Source organism: Kitasatospora sp. NPDC127067, assembly GCF_042724755.1.
GTDB classification, from domain to species: Bacteria; Actinomycetota; Actinomycetes; order Streptomycetales; family Streptomycetaceae; genus Kitasatospora; species Kitasatospora lactacystinica.
Window position 1 is genome coordinate 17,800 of the sequence record NZ_JBHXEM010000102.1, and the last position, 14,385, is coordinate 32,184.

Annotated in this window: 14 protein-coding genes; 6 read left to right on the forward strand and 8 right to left on the reverse strand. The window is 75.7% G+C overall.

What is annotated here, in order from left to right:
- Positions 1–65: 65 nt before the first annotated feature.
- From ACFWJ4_RS30850 to ACFWJ4_RS30870, 5 genes are all read right to left on the reverse strand, one after another.
- Positions 66–458 (reverse strand): cell division protein SepF, encoded by a 393-nt coding sequence (locus tag ACFWJ4_RS30850; RefSeq protein WP_359913654.1) that lies wholly within the window; start codon positions 456–458, stop codon positions 66–68.
- A 282-nt stretch (positions 459–740) separates the two neighbouring features.
- The gene (locus ACFWJ4_RS30855; RefSeq protein WP_380549735.1) at positions 741–1,253 is read right to left on the reverse strand and encodes a DinB family protein; all 513 of its coding nucleotides are present in this window, start codon (positions 1,251–1,253) and stop codon (positions 741–743) included.
- Between the two features lie 67 nt (positions 1,254–1,320).
- Complete coding sequence (locus tag ACFWJ4_RS30860; RefSeq protein ID WP_380549738.1) at positions 1,321–2,037, reverse strand: TVP38/TMEM64 family protein; 717 nt, start codon at positions 2,035–2,037, stop codon at positions 1,321–1,323.
- Between the two features lie 62 nt (positions 2,038–2,099).
- Positions 2,100–2,870, reverse strand: a complete 771-nt coding sequence (locus tag ACFWJ4_RS30865) for a dienelactone hydrolase family protein (RefSeq protein ID WP_380549740.1) — start codon at positions 2,868–2,870, stop codon at positions 2,100–2,102.
- Between the two features lie 95 nt (positions 2,871–2,965).
- Entirely contained in the window at positions 2,966–4,210 is a 1,245-nt protein-coding gene (locus tag ACFWJ4_RS30870; protein WP_380549743.1) for an MFS transporter, read from the reverse strand.
- A 109-nt stretch (positions 4,211–4,319) separates the two neighbouring features.
- Between ACFWJ4_RS30870 and ACFWJ4_RS30875 the strand changes: the two genes are divergently transcribed.
- The 6 genes from ACFWJ4_RS30875 (at position 4,320) to ACFWJ4_RS30900 (ending at position 9,511) form a co-directional block, all read left to right on the forward strand.
- Complete coding sequence (locus ACFWJ4_RS30875) at positions 4,320–5,504, forward strand: ROK family transcriptional regulator (protein ID WP_359913642.1); 1,185 nt, start codon at positions 4,320–4,322, stop codon at positions 5,502–5,504.
- A gap of 91 nt (positions 5,505–5,595) precedes the next feature.
- Positions 5,596–6,012: a TOBE domain-containing protein gene (locus ACFWJ4_RS30880; protein ID WP_359913640.1), complete on the forward strand. Its 417-nt coding sequence runs from the start codon at positions 5,596–5,598 to the stop codon at positions 6,010–6,012.
- Between the two features lie 87 nt (positions 6,013–6,099).
- Positions 6,100–6,546 (forward strand): hypothetical protein, encoded by a 447-nt coding sequence (locus ACFWJ4_RS30885; RefSeq protein ID WP_380549746.1) that lies wholly within the window; start codon positions 6,100–6,102, stop codon positions 6,544–6,546.
- A gap of 5 nt (positions 6,547–6,551) precedes the next feature.
- On the forward strand, positions 6,552–7,247 hold the full coding sequence (locus ACFWJ4_RS30890; RefSeq protein WP_380549749.1) for a glycerophosphodiester phosphodiesterase: 696 nt from the start codon (positions 6,552–6,554) through the stop codon (positions 7,245–7,247).
- A 160-nt stretch (positions 7,248–7,407) separates the two neighbouring features.
- Positions 7,408–8,508, forward strand: a complete 1,101-nt coding sequence (locus ACFWJ4_RS30895; RefSeq protein WP_380549752.1) for an AI-2E family transporter — start codon at positions 7,408–7,410, stop codon at positions 8,506–8,508.
- 103 nt (positions 8,509–8,611) lie between these two features.
- Positions 8,612–9,511: a virginiamycin B lyase gene (locus ACFWJ4_RS30900; protein ID WP_380549755.1), complete on the forward strand. Its 900-nt coding sequence runs from the start codon at positions 8,612–8,614 to the stop codon at positions 9,509–9,511.
- On the opposite strand, the gene ACFWJ4_RS30905 is transcribed toward ACFWJ4_RS30900, so the two are convergent.
- The 3 genes from ACFWJ4_RS30905 to ACFWJ4_RS30915 are packed head-to-tail and all read right to left on the reverse strand — an operon-like array spanning position 9,502 to position 14,028.
- Positions 9,502–10,059 carry a GAF domain-containing protein gene (locus tag ACFWJ4_RS30905; protein WP_380549758.1) on the reverse strand — a complete coding sequence of 186 codons (558 nt, stop codon included), beginning with the start codon at positions 10,057–10,059 and terminating at the stop codon, positions 9,502–9,504. The two genes, ACFWJ4_RS30900 and ACFWJ4_RS30905, sit on opposite strands and share 10 nt — an antisense overlap.
- Entirely contained in the window at positions 10,043–10,915 is an 873-nt protein-coding gene (locus ACFWJ4_RS30910) for a S8 family serine peptidase (protein ID WP_380549761.1), read from the reverse strand. The genes ACFWJ4_RS30905 and ACFWJ4_RS30910 overlap by 17 nt, the downstream gene beginning before the upstream one ends.
- Positions 10,912–14,028, reverse strand: a complete 3,117-nt coding sequence (locus ACFWJ4_RS30915) for an adenylate/guanylate cyclase domain-containing protein (RefSeq protein ID WP_380549764.1) — start codon at positions 14,026–14,028, stop codon at positions 10,912–10,914. Before ACFWJ4_RS30915 ends, ACFWJ4_RS30910 begins: the two co-directional genes overlap by 4 nt.
- Between the last annotated feature and the right edge of the window lie 357 nt (positions 14,029–14,385).

Sequence of the window (14,385 nt, forward strand, 5' to 3'; positions counted from 1 at the left end):
CGGCTGTCGTCGCCGGCCGCCGCGTTCGGTCGCCGTCGGGCGGCGGCGGTGGGCCGGCTCCGGCCTCAGCTCTGGTTGTAGAAGCCGGTCTCGTCCATCGGGCGGTCGATCACCATGACCTCGACGTCGGCCGGGGTGAGCAGGAAGACCCTCCGGGCGATCCGCTCGATGCCGCCCCTGGTGCCGAAGATCAGCCCGGAGGCGAAGTCGACCATGCGCTTGGCCTCGGCCTCGTTCATCTCGGTGAGGTCCATGACCACCGGGATGCTCGCCCGGATGTGCTCACCGACCGTCCGGGCCGCCTCGAAGCCCGTCGGCCGCAGGGAGACGATCTTCGTGGGCGCGGGGGCGGCCGGAACCGTCTCCTGATCCACCCACTCGTCGTCGTACACCGCGGCCGGGTAGTTCCCCGAGGGCATCAGCCACCCGTTGTGGTGCTCGTCGCGAAGTGCTCCCATGCCGCGCCTCCCTGCCTCGTCCCGTCCTGGTCCCCCGGGGTCGCGTGCCGTTCTTGACACGTCATCCACTCGTCGGAACTGTCCGAGTATCGCACTGTTCACCGGTCCCGTGCCCGCTCGCAACCCCCGTACGAGTCGTGCCGCGCCGGAAACCCGGGCGAACCCGGGCACTTCCAGTGACGCGGCGCGGCACCGTACGGTTGCGCGCGTTGACCTTATCGGTCGCGGTCACGGCTTAATTGACCTTCTGTCAACAATGAGGAAACGATTTCACCCGTCGCGTCACTCGCCGGTCGCGCCGTCGATCAATTCGCGCAGAAGATCCGCGTGGCCGTTGTGTCGCGCGTACTCCTCGATCATGTGGGTGAGGATCCAGCGCAGCGTCACCGGCTCGCCCCGGCGCGGGTTCTTGGCGACGGTGTCCAGCGGCAGGCCGGCGGCGGCGAGGCGGGCGGCCTCGACCTCGGCGCGCCAGGTGGCGAAGTCGGCCGCGACGTCGGCGGTGTCGACGTCGTCGAAGTCGGCGTCCTCGTGCTCCTTGGTCCAGAAGTGCCCGGCGATCTCCCCGCCGAGCAGGACGGACCGGAACCAGTACTGCTCCACCTCGGCCATGTGCCGGACCAGGCCCAGCAGCGAGAGGGTGGACGGCGGGACGGAGCGCAGCCGCAGCTGGTCGTCCGTCAGACCCTCGCACTTGAGGGCGAGGGTGCGGCGGTGGTAGTCGAGGAAGGCGGTCAGGGTGGCGGCCTCGTCGGCCGTCATCGGCGGGTCCACCCGCGGGTTCGATTCGGTCATGCGCGCCATCCTGGCGTCCGGCCGCGCGCGGGCGCGAGCGATTTTGCTCCCGGCCCCGTGGCGCGGCTCAGCCGGCCGTCGCCCGGCGGCGGGTCCGGACCGTCCGCCAGAGGCCCACCACGCTGCCCAGCACCAGCAGGGCGATCACCCCCGCCGACAGCAGGAAGGCCGCCGAGCCCGGCCGGCCCGCGCTGGCCGCCGCCGTGACGTACACCGCGGTGGTCGGCACCACGCCGATCGCGGTGGCCAGCACGAAGGGCAGGAAGCGGACCCCGGAGAACGCGGCGCCGTAGTTGGCCGCCTGGAACGGCATGCCGGGCAGCAGCCGCAGCACCAGCACACTGCGGAAGCCCTGCTCGGTGAACCGCCGGTCCAGCGCCCCGAGCACCTTCCCGCGCAGGTACGGGCGCAGCGCCTCCCGGCCGAGGCCCCGGCCGAGCCCGAAGGCCAGGGCCGCGCCCACGGTGGTGCCGAGCACCGCCAGCAGCACGCCCTGCTGGATGCCGAGCAGCAGACCGGCCACCGCGTTCAGCGCCGGCCGGGGCACGAAGGCGAGCGTCCCCACCGCGTAGACCAGGGCGAACAGCGGGCCGAACCAGTACCCAGGCATCCGGTCCGCCAGCCCGCCGGACAGCAGCTCCGTCGGGCTCCACAGCAGCAGCGACCCGGCCGTCGCCGCGAGCACCACCACCAGCAGCGCGAACCGCCACCACGGGGAACGCGGTGCGACGGCGGGCGCCTGCGGCACGGCGGGCGGCACGGGAACGGCATCGGGCTCGAACACCGCCCGAGCCTAACCGGTGCCCGGGCCCCGCCGGCGCCCCGGGCCGACCCGCGGGACGGACCTCAGCTCGGTCGGGAGAGGAACCCCAGCAGGCGCTGCCACGAGTCGCGGGCCGCGTCGGCGTGTTCGACGGCGGCGAGCTCGAAGAAGTTGTGGGGTGCCCCCGGATAGCTGACGAACTCGTGGGGGCAGCCGGCCGCGGTGAGCGCCGCGTCGAAGGCCTCGACGGTGGCGGCCGGGATGTGCTCGTCGGCGCCGCCCCAGAAGGCGAGCACCGGGGCGGTCAGCCCCCCGGCCAGTTGGGTGGGCCCGGGGGCGCCGTTGAGGGTGTCCGGGTAGCCGTAGTAGCCGACCGCGCCGGCCAGGCCGAAGCGCGGGGCGGCGGTGCGGAAGGCCTGCCGGCCGCCGAAGCAGAAGCCGAGCGCGACCACTTCGGCGGGCCCGGCGGCGCGCAGCCGTTCCAGTGCGGCGGTGATGTCGGCGTCCAGTCCTCCGGAGGTGAGCGCGAGCAGGTGGGGGAGCAGGTTCGGCATTTCGCCGAATTCCGCCGGGCGCTTTTCCGGGGCGGCTCCGGCGGTGCGGCCGTAATAGTCGAGGACGAGGGCCGGGTGGCCGTGTTCGGCGAGCCGGGCGGCGGTCTGCCGGTAGAACGCGGAGAGGCCCCTGTTGTCCGGCAGGACGAGCACCCCGGGGCCGGTGGCGGTCTCCGGCCGGGCCAGGAAGGCGCCGAACCGGGTGCCGTCGGCCGAGGTCAGGGTGAGTGGGGCGGCCTCGGCCAGGGGCCACGGGGCGGGGCCGAGGACGGGCGGGGCGGCGTCCGGGTCGTAGCACACGGGGGAATTCCTCTCGCGGAGCACGAAAACCGCCGGGCGCGGTGTGCGCCCGGCGGTTCGAGACCTTAGCGGGAAATTCCCTCAGGAATTCATCATCATATCGCGGAGAGATCTTTTCCGGAAGGCTTTTCCGGTGACATTGCGGTCACGTTCTCGCCGCCGGAATTCCGTTCGGCCAGCCGCAGCGCCCCGGCGCTCAGCAGCAGGGCGCAGGCGAGCGCGGTGACCAGGCCGAAGGAGACGGTCAGCGAGGTGGCCTGGGCGAGGGCGCCGATGACCGCGGGGGCGATCAGGCCGGAGGTGTAGGTGACGGTGGCGACGCCCGCGATGGCCTGGCTGGGGTTGGTGCCGATCCGGCCGGCCGCGGCGAAGGCGAGCGGGACGATCACCGCGATGCCGATGCCGATGAGGGCGAAGCCGGGGATGGCCAGTGCCGGGCTGTCCGCGGCGACCACCAGCAGGCCGCCGACGGTGGCGACGGCGCCGCCGATGCGGGTGGTGCGGACGGCGCCGAGGCGGCGGATCGCCGCGTCCCCGGCGAGCCGGCTGACCGCCATGGTGAGCGAGAAGGCGGTGTACGAGGCGGCGGCGACGGTGGCCGAGGCGCCGGTGACGTCCCGCAGGTAGACGCCGCTCCAGTCCATCGAGGCGCCCTCGGCGAAGACCGCGCAGAAGCCGACCAGTCCGATCACCAGCGAGCTGCGCGGCGGCAGCGCGAACCGCGGCGGCTCCTCCGCGCCCTCGTGCGCCCGGAGGTCGGGCAGGCCGCGGCAGACGGGCTGGGCGAGCGCGAGCAGGACCAGCGCGGTGACGGCGAGCTGGATCCGGGCGTCGAGGTCCAGGTGGGCGGCGAGGATGCCGAAGGGGGAGGCCAGCAGGCCGCCCGCGCTCCACATCCCGTGCAGCCCGGACATGATCGAGCGGCCGAGCCGCTCCTCGATCTCCACGCCCTGGGCGTTCATCGCGACGTCGGCCATCCCGGAGGTGGCGCCGTACACCAGCAGGGCCGCGCACAGCACCGGCAGCGAGGGGGCGAGCGCGGGCAGGGCGAGGGACAGGCACCAGAGCGAGATCAGCCCGCGCACCGCGGCCCGGCCGCCGTAGCGGTGCACGAAGCGGCCGGCCAGCGGCATGGCGAGGGAGGAGCCGACGGCGGGCATGACCAGGGCCAGGCCGAGCTGGCCGGCCGAGAGGTCGAGGTGGTGCTGGATCCAGGGGATGCGGGTGACGAAGCTGCCGGTGACGGCCCCGTGCACCAGGAAGGTCAGGGCGATGCTCCTCCGGGCCCGGCGGGGCGCGGTCAACGGCTCCGGCGGTGGTGGTGCGGTGGTTCCGCTCATGGGTTCTTCCCTCCCGGTCGCGCGGTGAGGGGCGCGACAGTGCCCTGTGACGGTCGCTAAATTATCAGGAAGGGACCCTGATAGAAATGCTCTGGAAGGATGAGCTGCCATGACCACCGCGCGTACGGCCACGCCGAGCACCGCCCGGGCGATCAACGACCGGTTGGCGCTCAACCTCCTGCTCGAACAGGGCCCCCTGACCGCGACCGAGCTGCGCGACCTCACCGGCCTCTCCCGGCCGACCGTCGCCGACCTGCTCGAACGCCTCCAGCGCACCGGACTGGTGGCCGTCGTCGGCGAGCGCGGCGAACAGCGGCGCGGCCCCAACGCCCGGCTCTACGCGCTGGTCGCCTCCCGGGCCCACCTCGCCGCCTTCGACGTCCGCTCCGGCGGCGTCAGCCTGGTCGTCGCCGACCTGGCCGGACGCGGCCTGGCCACCGCCGAGGTCCCGGTCGAGGGCGACGGCGGGCCGGACACCGCCGGGACCATCGTCGCCGCCCTGCTGGACACCGCGCGCGGCGTCGGCGTCGAACGGCTGCACACCGTCGCGGTCGGCGCCCCCGGACTGGTCGACCAGGCCACCGGCCGGCTGCAGAGCACCGGCAAGCTCCCCGCCTGGCACGCCGAACTCCTCGCCGCGCTGCGCGAGCTGCCCGGCACCGAGGTGATCCTGGAGAACGAGGTCAACCTGGCCGGGCGGGCCGAGTACCGGGTCGGTGCCGCGCGCGACCGCGACACCTTCGTGCTGCTGTGGCTCGGCCACAGCGTCGGCGCCGCCGTGATCCTGGACGGGCGGCTGCGCCGGGGCTTCTCCGGCGGCACCGGCGAGATCTGCTTCCTGCCCGTTCCCGGCACCGTCGCCCTGCCCAGCGCCGACAGCTGCGAGGGCGGCTTCCACAGCCTGGTCGGCAGCGCCGCGATCTGCGCGCTGGCCCGCGCCCACGGGCTGCCCGCCGGCCCGGCCGGGGACGCCCCCGCCGCCGAGGCCGCCGTACGGGCCGCCCTGGCGGCCGGCGCGGCGGGCGAGGTCTTCCTGGACGAGCTGGCCGAGCGGATCGCGATCGGTGCGGCGAGCGTCTGCGTGGTGCTGGACCCCGGCTGCGTGGTGCTCGGCGGCGAGGTCGGCCGGGCCGGCGGCCCGGAGCTGGCCGGGCGGGTCGAGCGGCGGCTCGCCCGGCTCTCCCCGCTGAGCACCGAGGTGCGGGCCGGCACGGCGGGCGGCGGCGCGGTGCTCGCCGGGGCGGTGCTCACCGCCGGGGACGCGGTGCGGCGCGACCTCTTCGGCGAGCCGTGACCGCCCTCGCGTGATCACCCGCGCCGTCCGTACGGCAGGATGGCGCAGGGGCACTCGCCCCGGGAATCAGAACCACCGTCAGGAGACGCTCATGGGCCAGCCCGAGGTGCCGGCCAACCCGTACCGCATCGGCGAGGCCGCGGCGCTGCTCGGCGTCAGCGCCGACACCATGCGGCGCTGGGTGGACGCCGGGCGGGTCGCCGCCGCGCGGGACGAGCACGGGCACCGGATCATCCCGGGGGCCGAACTCGCCGCGTTCGCCCGGGAGCTGGCCCGGCCGGAGAACTCCGAGGCGGAGGGCCGGCCGTCCTCGGCGCGCAACCGCTTCCCGGGGATCGTCACCCACGTGGTGCTCGGCGACGTGGCCGCGCAGGTGGAGATCCAGGCCGGGCCGTTCCGGGTGGTGTCCCTGATCAGCCGGGAGTCGGCGGAGGAGCTGAACCTGGTCCCCGGCGCACCCGCCACGGCGGTCATCAAGTCCACCAATGTGATGGTCGAACGACGCTAGTCGGGGCCCGTCGCCCGAGCACGGGCCCGCCCCGGCCGCCCCGGCCCCATGAGCCCCACGAGCCCCGGAACCGAAGGAGAGGCCCGGATGCCACCCCCGCACCTGCCGACCACCCAGAGCGCCGTGCTCGCGATCGAGGCCGTGGCCGCCCGGCACGGCCGAACCGTCCGCGCCCAGCACGACATCGGCCGCGACCGGACCTTCGCCGGGCTGGTCGGCCCGGGCGGTCCGGACGGGGAACTGGACGCCGTCCCGCACGAGGCACTGCTGGAGTTCGACGGCCGGCCCGCCGTCACCGTCCGGCTGTTCATCCACGACGAGGTCACCGTGACCGTCGAGGGCATCGCCTTCGACGTCGACCGCGACCGCGTCCCCGGCTTCCTGAACGCCCTCTGGTCCGACCTGGTGCACGTCAAGGCGCGCACCTTCCCGCCGTCCACCACGCTGATCGTCACCGTCCCGGGGGAACCGAGCCACCGCGAGGCCATCGGCGTCCACGACCTCACCCCCTGGCTCGCCGGAAGGATCCGTTGAACGCCATGGCCAAGCCGCTCGCCGTCGCCCACCGCGGCGATCCCTACCGTTACCGCGAGAACACCCTGCCCTCCGTCGAGTCCGCGCTCGCCGCCGGGGCCGACGCCGTCGAGGTGGACGTCCGGCTCACCCGCGACCGGGTGCCCGTGCTGCTGCACGACAGCACCCTGGAGCGGCTCTGGCGCGACCCGCGGTCGATCGACCGGGTCACCGTCGACCAGCTGGAGGAGCTGCGGCAGGGCCCGCTGACCGTCCCCACCCTCGCCGAGGCGATCAAGGCGGTCGCCGCCGTCGACGGCCGCAGGCTGCTGATCGACCTGGACGACGCCGGACCGGCCGCGGCGACCTGGTCGGTGGTCACCGGGCTCGGCGCCGAACACGCGGTCGCCTTCTGCGGCCCCACCGCCGCCATGCTCGCGGTGCGCGAACTGAGCCCGGACGCCGAGATCGCCCTCACCTGGAAGCAGCCCGGGATGCCCGTGCGCGCCCTGCTGGACGACCTGCGCCCGCGCTACCTCAACCCGCCGTTCGGCCTGGTCACCCCCGCCTTCACCGCCGCCGCGGCGGAGCAGGGGCTCGCCGTCTCCACCTGGACCGCCGACCTGCGCCGCACCATGCGCCGGCTGCGCGAGAGCGGTGTCGCCTCCATCACCTCCAACCGGATCGGCGTCCTGCGCTCCGTGCTGGACGGCCGCCGGTGACCGGACCGGTCCTGAGCCGACGGGCCGAGGACGGCGCGGTGCGGTTCGAGGCCCCCGGGTAGCTCGTTCGGGTGCTCCCGGCCGATCCGCCGCGCGGGCCGTCGGAACCTCTGCTGAGCTGGGGCGGTCCGGAATCGTCGAGACCCCGGCGGAGGCGACCGTGTCCGTGGAGCGCGCGTCCGGCGAGGAGCGGCGGCCGGACCACCGCAGGCCGTACCTGATGCTGCCCCCGGCGCTGCGGCAGGCGGCGGCCTGGTCGCTGGCGGTGATCCTGCTGATCGCCGTCGCCTCGCTGGTGGTCTTCGCGCTGGTCGAACTGCGGGCCGCGACCGTGCCGTTCCTGCTGGCACTGCTCGGGACCTCGCTGCTCTACCCGGTGGTGCCCTGGCTGGTGCGCCGGGGTGTCGGGCGGGGCCTGGCCGCCGGGCTGACCTGCACGGTGCTGGTCACGGCGGTCGGCGGGGTGATCGCCCTGCTGGTCAACTCCCTGGTGCACAGCGCCCCGCAGATCGCCGCCTCGCTCCCGGAGGCCGGGCGGCGGCTGGCCGGCTGGCTCGGCCCCTTCGGGTCGAAGATCCAGCACGCGCTGAGCAACGCCAAGGGCGAGACCAACTCGCTGGTGTCCACCCTCACCAACGGCGTGCTCTCCGGGCTCGGCCTGCTCACCCAGCTGATCACCGGCGGGGTGCTGGCGCTCGCCCTGGTGTTCTTCTTCCTGCGGGACGGCCACCGCACCGGCGACGTCATCCGCTCCTACCTGCCCGAGCGCAGCGCCACCACCGTGATCGCCTGCGCCGGGCGGGCCTTCGACGCGATGGCCGGGTTCATGCGCGGCACCACCCTGATCGCCCTGATCGACGCGAGCTTCATCACCATCGGCCTGCTCGCCCTCGGTGTGCCGGGTGCGCCGGGGCTGGGCGCGCTGGTCTTCATGGGCGCCTACATCCCCTTCGTCGGGGCCTTCCTGTCCGGCACGGCGGCGGTCCTGGTCGCCCTCGCCGACGGCGGCATCGGCACGGCGCTGTGGGCGCTCGGCGTGGTGCTCACGGTGCAGATGATCGAGGGCAACATCCTCCAGCCGGTGATCCAGAGCCGCACGGTGGAGCTGCACCCGGCGACCATCATGGTCGCCGTGGTGGCCGGCGCCGGTATCGCCGGGATCATCGGCGCCCTGCTCGCCGTCCCGGTCTGCGCGGCCGGAATGGGTGTCGTCTCGGTGCTGCGCGGGGATCCGGACCGGTCGGCGGCGCCGGACCGCTGAGCAGTCGGCCGGGCGGAGCGGAAAGCGGGTTGCCGTCGGTCGGGGGATCATGTGAGCATTGCTAATGCGACATGAGTCGCAATAGTGCTTCGGGAGGGGTCGCATGGAACTGTTCGAGGTGGCCGAGGCGGGAGCCGGGCCGTACGGAGTCGCCGTGGGGCCCGACGGGGGCGTCTGGTTCACGCTGGTGCACAGCGGGGAGATCGGACGGCTCGCCCCGGACGGGACGGTGCGGCGCTACGGCCTCGGGGCGCCGGGCTGCGGGCCCGCGGTGATCACGGCGGGGCCGGACGGGGCGCTCTGGTTCAGCCGGATGCGGGACCACCGGATCGGGCGGATCGACGTGCACGGGCGGGCCGGCTCGTTCGAGCTGCCGGGCGAGGACCCCGGCCCGTACGGGATCGCCGCGGGGCCGGACGGGGCGCTCTGGTTCACCGAGCTGAACGCCAACCGGGTCGGGCGGATCACCGTGGACGGCGAGGTGACGCAGTACCCGCTGCCGGTCGACGGGGCCTTCCCGTCGCTGATCACGGCCGGGCCGGACGGGGCGCTGTGGTGCACGCTCAACCAGGCGGACGCGGTGGCGAGGGTCGGCACCGACGGCGCGGTGACCGTCCACCGGCTGCCCACCGAGGGCACCGCGCCGGTCGGGATCACCGCCGGGACGGACGGCGCGCTCTGGTACGTCGGGATCGGCGGCGGGCTGGTCGGGCGGATCACCGTGGACGGGAAGGTGACCGAGCATCCGCTGGCCGACCGCTCGGCCAGGCCGCACGCCGTCGCGGCCGCACCGGACGGGGCGCTCTGGTTCACCGAGTGGGGCGCCGGCCGGATCGGGGTGCTCACCCCGGACGGGCGGCTCGACGGCCACCCCGTCCCGGGCGCGGGCGCCGAGCCGCACGGCATCGCCGTCGCCCCGGACGGCACGGTGTACGCGGCGCTGGAGCGCGGGCAGATCGCCCGGCTCACCCCGGCCCGGGACGCCCGGGGCGCTCAGGGCTGACGGCGCAGCAGCTCCTCCAGGTCGGCGAGCAGGCCGAGGGCGGCGGCGCGGTCGGGGGCCGGCGCCGGGGCGGGGGAGCGCTCGGCGATCACCCGCAGGGCGGCGGCGGCCTGGCGGGCGAACATCGCCAGCAGGTCCAGCTCGGGCAGGCTGGCACGGGCCTGCGGGGCCGGGTCCAGCACCTCCAGGACGCCGAGCACCCGGCTGCCGTGGGTGAGCGGCGCGGCCATCAGGGCGGTCGGGACGTACGCGGTGGACTCGGCGAAGTCCCGGTCGAAGGTGCGGTTGGCGCCCAGGTCGTCCACCACCATCGGCTCGCCCGAGGCGGCCACCCAGCCGGCGATCCCCCGGCCGGCCGGGAAGCGGCGGCCCACCAGCGACTCCTCGCCGCGCCCGGAGACGGCCTGGAAGACCAGCTCCCCGGCCGCCTCGTCGAGCAGGCACACCGAGCCCGCCTGGGCGCCGAAGATCGCCCGGGCGACGTCCACCACGGACTGGAGCAGCTCGCGGGCCAGCGGGTCGACGGCGGGGTCAGTGCTGAGGGTCATCGGGCGCCTCCGGGGTGGGGGTGGAAGGGACCTGGACGTTGGCCGCGGTGAGGTAGAGCGCGCTCTTCAGCTGGAAGGTGGTCAGCCTCGGCCGCCGGGACAGGATGCGGGCGCAGAGCCCGGCCACGTACGGGGTCGCGAAGCTGTTGCCGGTGGTGCGGATGGTGGCGCCGCCGAGCCAGGGCACCCGGACGTTCTGGCCGGGCGCGAAGAACTCCACCGGCGGGGCCGGGTTGTACAGGTGCAGCCGCGGGTCGTCCTCCTGGTGGCTGCCCACCGAGATGACCGAGGAGAACCGCCACGGGTAGCTCTCCACCGGGGTGTTGTGGGCGGAGGCGACGATCGCGGTGCGGGCGAAGAAGGCGTCGTCGGCGATCGCGTGCAGCTCGTCCAGGAAGCGGGTCCGGGTGGTGGAGAGGCTGAGGTTGATCACGTCGAAGCGCTGCCCGACGGCCCAGCGCAGCCCGGCGATCAGCATGTCGCCGGTGCCGGTGAAGCGCTCGCCGAGGACCCGCACGCTGTAGAGCTCGCAGTCCGGGGCGGTGCGGCGGATGATGCCCGCGCAGGCGGTGCCGTGCCCGCAGGTGTCGCCGGCGGAGTCCGGGAGGACGACCAGCTCCCTGGTGGCCGGGTCCCTGGCCACCGCCCAGGAGCCCTGCACCGGCCCGACCAGCGGGTGGTCGGGCTCGACCCCGGAGTCGACCACGCAGACCCGTACGCCCTTGCCGGTGCCCACGCCCCCGCCGGTGCCCTCGCCGCTCTCCTCGCCGTCGGGGGCGACGGCGTCGGCGAGCACCGGCAGGTCGGCGGGGGTGCGGTCGCGCAGGCTCCAGGTGAGGCCGGCCGGGCCGCTCACCGGGTGCCCCCGAGCCGCTCGGCCCGCCGCACGCCAGGCAGGTGGCCCTTGGCGGCGAACCGGTCCCGGGCGGTGGCGGCGGCCACCGCGGCCTCGGCGGGGCGGTCGAGCAGCAGCAGGGCGTGCGCCCGGTCGAGCGCGGTCAGCGCCTGGAGCAGCAGCGACTCGGTGGCCTCCGCGGCGGCCAGGGCGGCGGCGGTCAGGTCCAGGGCCGGCGCGGCCTCGCCCCGGGCGGCGGCGAGCCGGCCGCGCAGCGCGTCCAGTTCGATCGCGAGCACCGGCGGCAGCGCGGCGAGGGCGTCCGCGCCGTCCAGGTGCCGGGCGGCCTCGGCCGGGCGGTCGGTGTCCAGCAGGACCCGCGCGGTGGTCAGGGCGAGGCGCGGCAGCGGGGCGGGGTTGCCCTGGTGGCGGGCGATCTCGGCGGCGTCGGCGAGCAGGTCCAGCGCCTGGCCGCTCTGGCCGAGGGCGGCCGCCGCCTGGGCGGTCAGCGCGGGCAGCGCCACCATCGCCTCGGCCAGCGACAGTTCCCCGGCCAGGCTGTTGGCCTCGGCGAGCAGCAGTTCGGCCTCCTCGGGGCGCTCGCGCAGGGCCAGCAGGACGGCCAGCGGGCCGTTCAGCGCGACCCGCACGGTTCGCCGGCCGGTGCCGTGCTCGCCGAGCAGGGCGCGCAGCCGGAAGGTCGCGTTGGGGACGGGCTCGGGGCCGGCCAGCAGGGAGGCGGCCAGTGCGGCCAGCACGGCGGCCCGGTCCAGCTCGGCGTCGGTGCGGCAGACCCGGTCGAGGGCCTGATCCAGCAGCCGCTCGGCCTCGGTGTGCCGGCCGGCCAGCAGCTGCTCCTCGGCCAGCCGCAGCCCGGCCCGGGCCAGGCCGAGGTCGTCCCCGGTGTCGGTGAACAGCGGCAGGACGGCGCGGGCGGTCGCGGCGGGCTGGTCCGGGCCGGGCGGCAGGCCGCGGGCGGCCAGCGCGAGCCGGGCGTGCGCGGCGTCCAGCGGGTCGGCGGCCGCGTCCCGCACCTGGGCGAGGACGGGCAGCGCCTCCTCGGCGCGGCCGAGCGCCAGCCGGGCCTCGCCGAGGAGGCGCAGTGCGGGGCCCGCGGCGCGCTCGCCCGGGTAGTGCAGCCGGACGGCGCGCTCCAGCAGGTCGGTGGCGGCGGGCAGGTCGGCGCGGGCCAGGGCGCCGGCCCCGGCGGCGCCGAGGGCGGCGGCCGCGCGGGTGCGCAGCACGTCGGTACGGGTGTCCAGCAGGCCGAGTTCGAGCCGGTAGCGGTGGGCGCGTTCCAGGTGGCCGCCGACGGCGGCGTCCCCGGTGGAGCGGACGGCCGGCAGGTCGGCGGCGCGCTCGTGGCGCTCGGCGCGGGCCCGCTTGGACATCGACTGGTAGACGGACTCCTGGACCAGGCCGCTGCTGAACCGGTAGCCGGTGCCGGCCGGTTCGACCAGGCGCAGCTCGGCCAGCCGGGCCAGCGCGGCGTGCAGCCGCGGCGGGGTGTCGTCGCCCCCGGCGGACGGGCCGGCCGGCAGCCCGTCGATCGGGCCGGTGAAGACGTCGTCCTCCGGGTCGGCGAAGGCGTCCTGATCGCTGCCGCCGTGGGCGAGTTCGGCGAGTTCGGTGGCAGTGAAGGCGCGGCCGAGGACGGCGGCGAGGTCGAGGGTGGCGCGTTCGTCGCGCTCCAGCCCGTCGATCCGGGCGCTGAGCAGGGCCCGTCCGGTGGGCGGCAGTTCGTCGGCCAGGACGGGGCCCTCGGTCTCGGTGAGGGCGGCCAGCAGCTCCTCCAGGTGCAGCGGGTTGCCCTCGGCGCGCTCCAGCAGCCGGGTGGGAACCGCGTCCTGGTGGGCGCTCAGTTCGGTCAACTGGGCGGCCAGCAGGGCGGATTCGTCCCAGGACAGGCCGCCGACCGGCAGTGCCGGCAGCTCCGGGCGGGCGGCCGGGAGCTCGGGGCGGGTCAGGCAGAGCAGCAGCACGGGGGCCCCGCCGAGCTCGGCCGTCAGCCACCCGGCGGCGTCCACCAGCGCCGGGCCGGCCCACTGGCAGTCGTCCAGGACCAGGACGGCCGGGCGCTCGACGGTGCGGCCCCGCAGGATCGCGGCCAGCAGCTCCAGCGAGCGGCGGGTGTCGATGCCCGGCGCCGTCGCCTCGTCCAGCCGGGCCAGCGCCTCGGCCGGAGCGGCGCCCCCGGGCTCGTCCAGCAGGGTCCGGACCGCCTCGGCGATCGGCGCCAGTGTGCCCTGCTCGCCGAAGCTGCGGCAGCGGGCGGTGCCGCAGCGCGCGGTGCGCCGGCCGACCCGCTCGCGCCACTCACGCACCAGCCGGGTCTTGCCGATGCCGGCCTCGCCGGCGACCAGCAGCAGCTCGGCCCCCGAGCCGCCCGCCACCCGCGCCAACGCGGCGTCCAGCTGCGCCAGTTCGCGATCCCGGCCGACCAGCGGGACGTCGAAGCGGCGCAGCAGCTCCGGGTCGTCCTCGTCCAGGGCGACCAGGCGGTAGGCGGTGACCGGCTCGGCCTTGCCCTTGAGGTGCAGCGGGCCGACCTCGTCCACCTGGGCGGCCGGACCGGCCGCGCGCAGCGTCTGCGGGCCGATCAGCACCTGGCCGGGGGCGGCCCGGGTCTGCAGCCGGGCGGCGATGTTCACGGTCTCGCCGGAGATCAGCGCCTGGCGCGCCGAGGCGTCCGAACCCGCCACCACCTGGCCGGTGTTGACACCGATCCGGACGTCCAGGCGGACCCCGAGGGTGGCGTCCAGCTCGGTGTTGAGGTCCTCCAGGTCCTCCAGCATGGCGAGGGCGGCGGCCAGTGCCCGGTGGGCGTCGTCCTCGCGGATCACCGGGACGCCGAAGACGGCCATCACGGCGTCCCCGATGAACTTCTCCAGGGTGCCGCCGTGCGCCTCGATCCGGCGGTGCATCCGCTCGAAGTAGCGCAGGATCACCTCGCGCAGGGTCTCCGGATCGAGCGCGCCGGACAGGGCGGTGGAGTCGACCAGGTCGCAGAAGACCACCGTGACCAGCTTGCGCTCCTCGGCGGCCAGGTCGAGGGCGGCGCCCCGGGCGGCGCCGCAGGAGGGGCAGAACTGGTCGTTGGTGCCGACGGGCTGGGCGCAGAGTGGGCAGGGCATGGTGGCCGTCCTTCGGTCGTCCTTCGCTGTGCGGGGCGTGCGCGGCGGAGCGGGTGTGCACGGGCGTTCCCGGCCAGGGTCGCGGGCGCGGCTTCGGGCCCGGTTCGGGAACGCCTGGCGAGCGGTATGGCCGCAGGCGGGGCGGGGTGCGCAGGCCTGCCGGCAGGGCCCGGTGCGGTCCGCGCGGCCCGGCGCGGCCGCGCCGACCTGCGGACATACCGGATCCCAACCGGCCCCGAAGCCGGGCGCAGCCGGTCCCGCCCAGCATGGTGGGCGACGGCGGGCGGCCGCCCGCCGTCGCCGTCACCACCCCCCATGCGGAAGGGAGTTCGACCATGGCCGAGAACATGGAGCAGC

Excerpts from the sequence above, each read along its gene's own strand:
- ACFWJ4_RS30890 (WP_380549749.1), top strand. The coding sequence starts at position 6,552 with ATGGCCAAGCCGCTCGCCGTCGCCCACCGCGGCGATCCCTACCGTTAC.
- ACFWJ4_RS30915 (WP_380549764.1), bottom strand. The coding sequence starts at position 14,028 with ATGCCCTGCCCACTCTGCGCCCAGCCCGTCGGCACCAACGACCAGTTC.
- ACFWJ4_RS30870 (WP_380549743.1), bottom strand. The coding sequence starts at position 4,210 with ATGAGCGGAACCACCGCACCACCACCGCCGGAGCCGTTGACCGCGCCC.
- ACFWJ4_RS30885 (WP_380549746.1), top strand. The coding sequence starts at position 6,100 with ATGCCACCCCCGCACCTGCCGACCACCCAGAGCGCCGTGCTCGCGATC.
- ACFWJ4_RS30900 (WP_380549755.1), top strand. The coding sequence starts at position 8,612 with ATGGAACTGTTCGAGGTGGCCGAGGCGGGAGCCGGGCCGTACGGAGTC.
- ACFWJ4_RS30855 (WP_380549735.1), bottom strand. The coding sequence starts at position 1,253 with ATGACCGAATCGAACCCGCGGGTGGACCCGCCGATGACGGCCGACGAG.
- ACFWJ4_RS30875 (WP_359913642.1), top strand. The coding sequence starts at position 4,320 with ATGACCACCGCGCGTACGGCCACGCCGAGCACCGCCCGGGCGATCAAC.
- ACFWJ4_RS30880 (WP_359913640.1), top strand. The coding sequence starts at position 5,596 with ATGGGCCAGCCCGAGGTGCCGGCCAACCCGTACCGCATCGGCGAGGCC.
- ACFWJ4_RS30905 (WP_380549758.1), bottom strand. The coding sequence starts at position 10,059 with ATGACCCTCAGCACTGACCCCGCCGTCGACCCGCTGGCCCGCGAGCTG.
- ACFWJ4_RS30850 (WP_359913654.1), bottom strand. The coding sequence starts at position 458 with ATGGGAGCACTTCGCGACGAGCACCACAACGGGTGGCTGATGCCCTCG.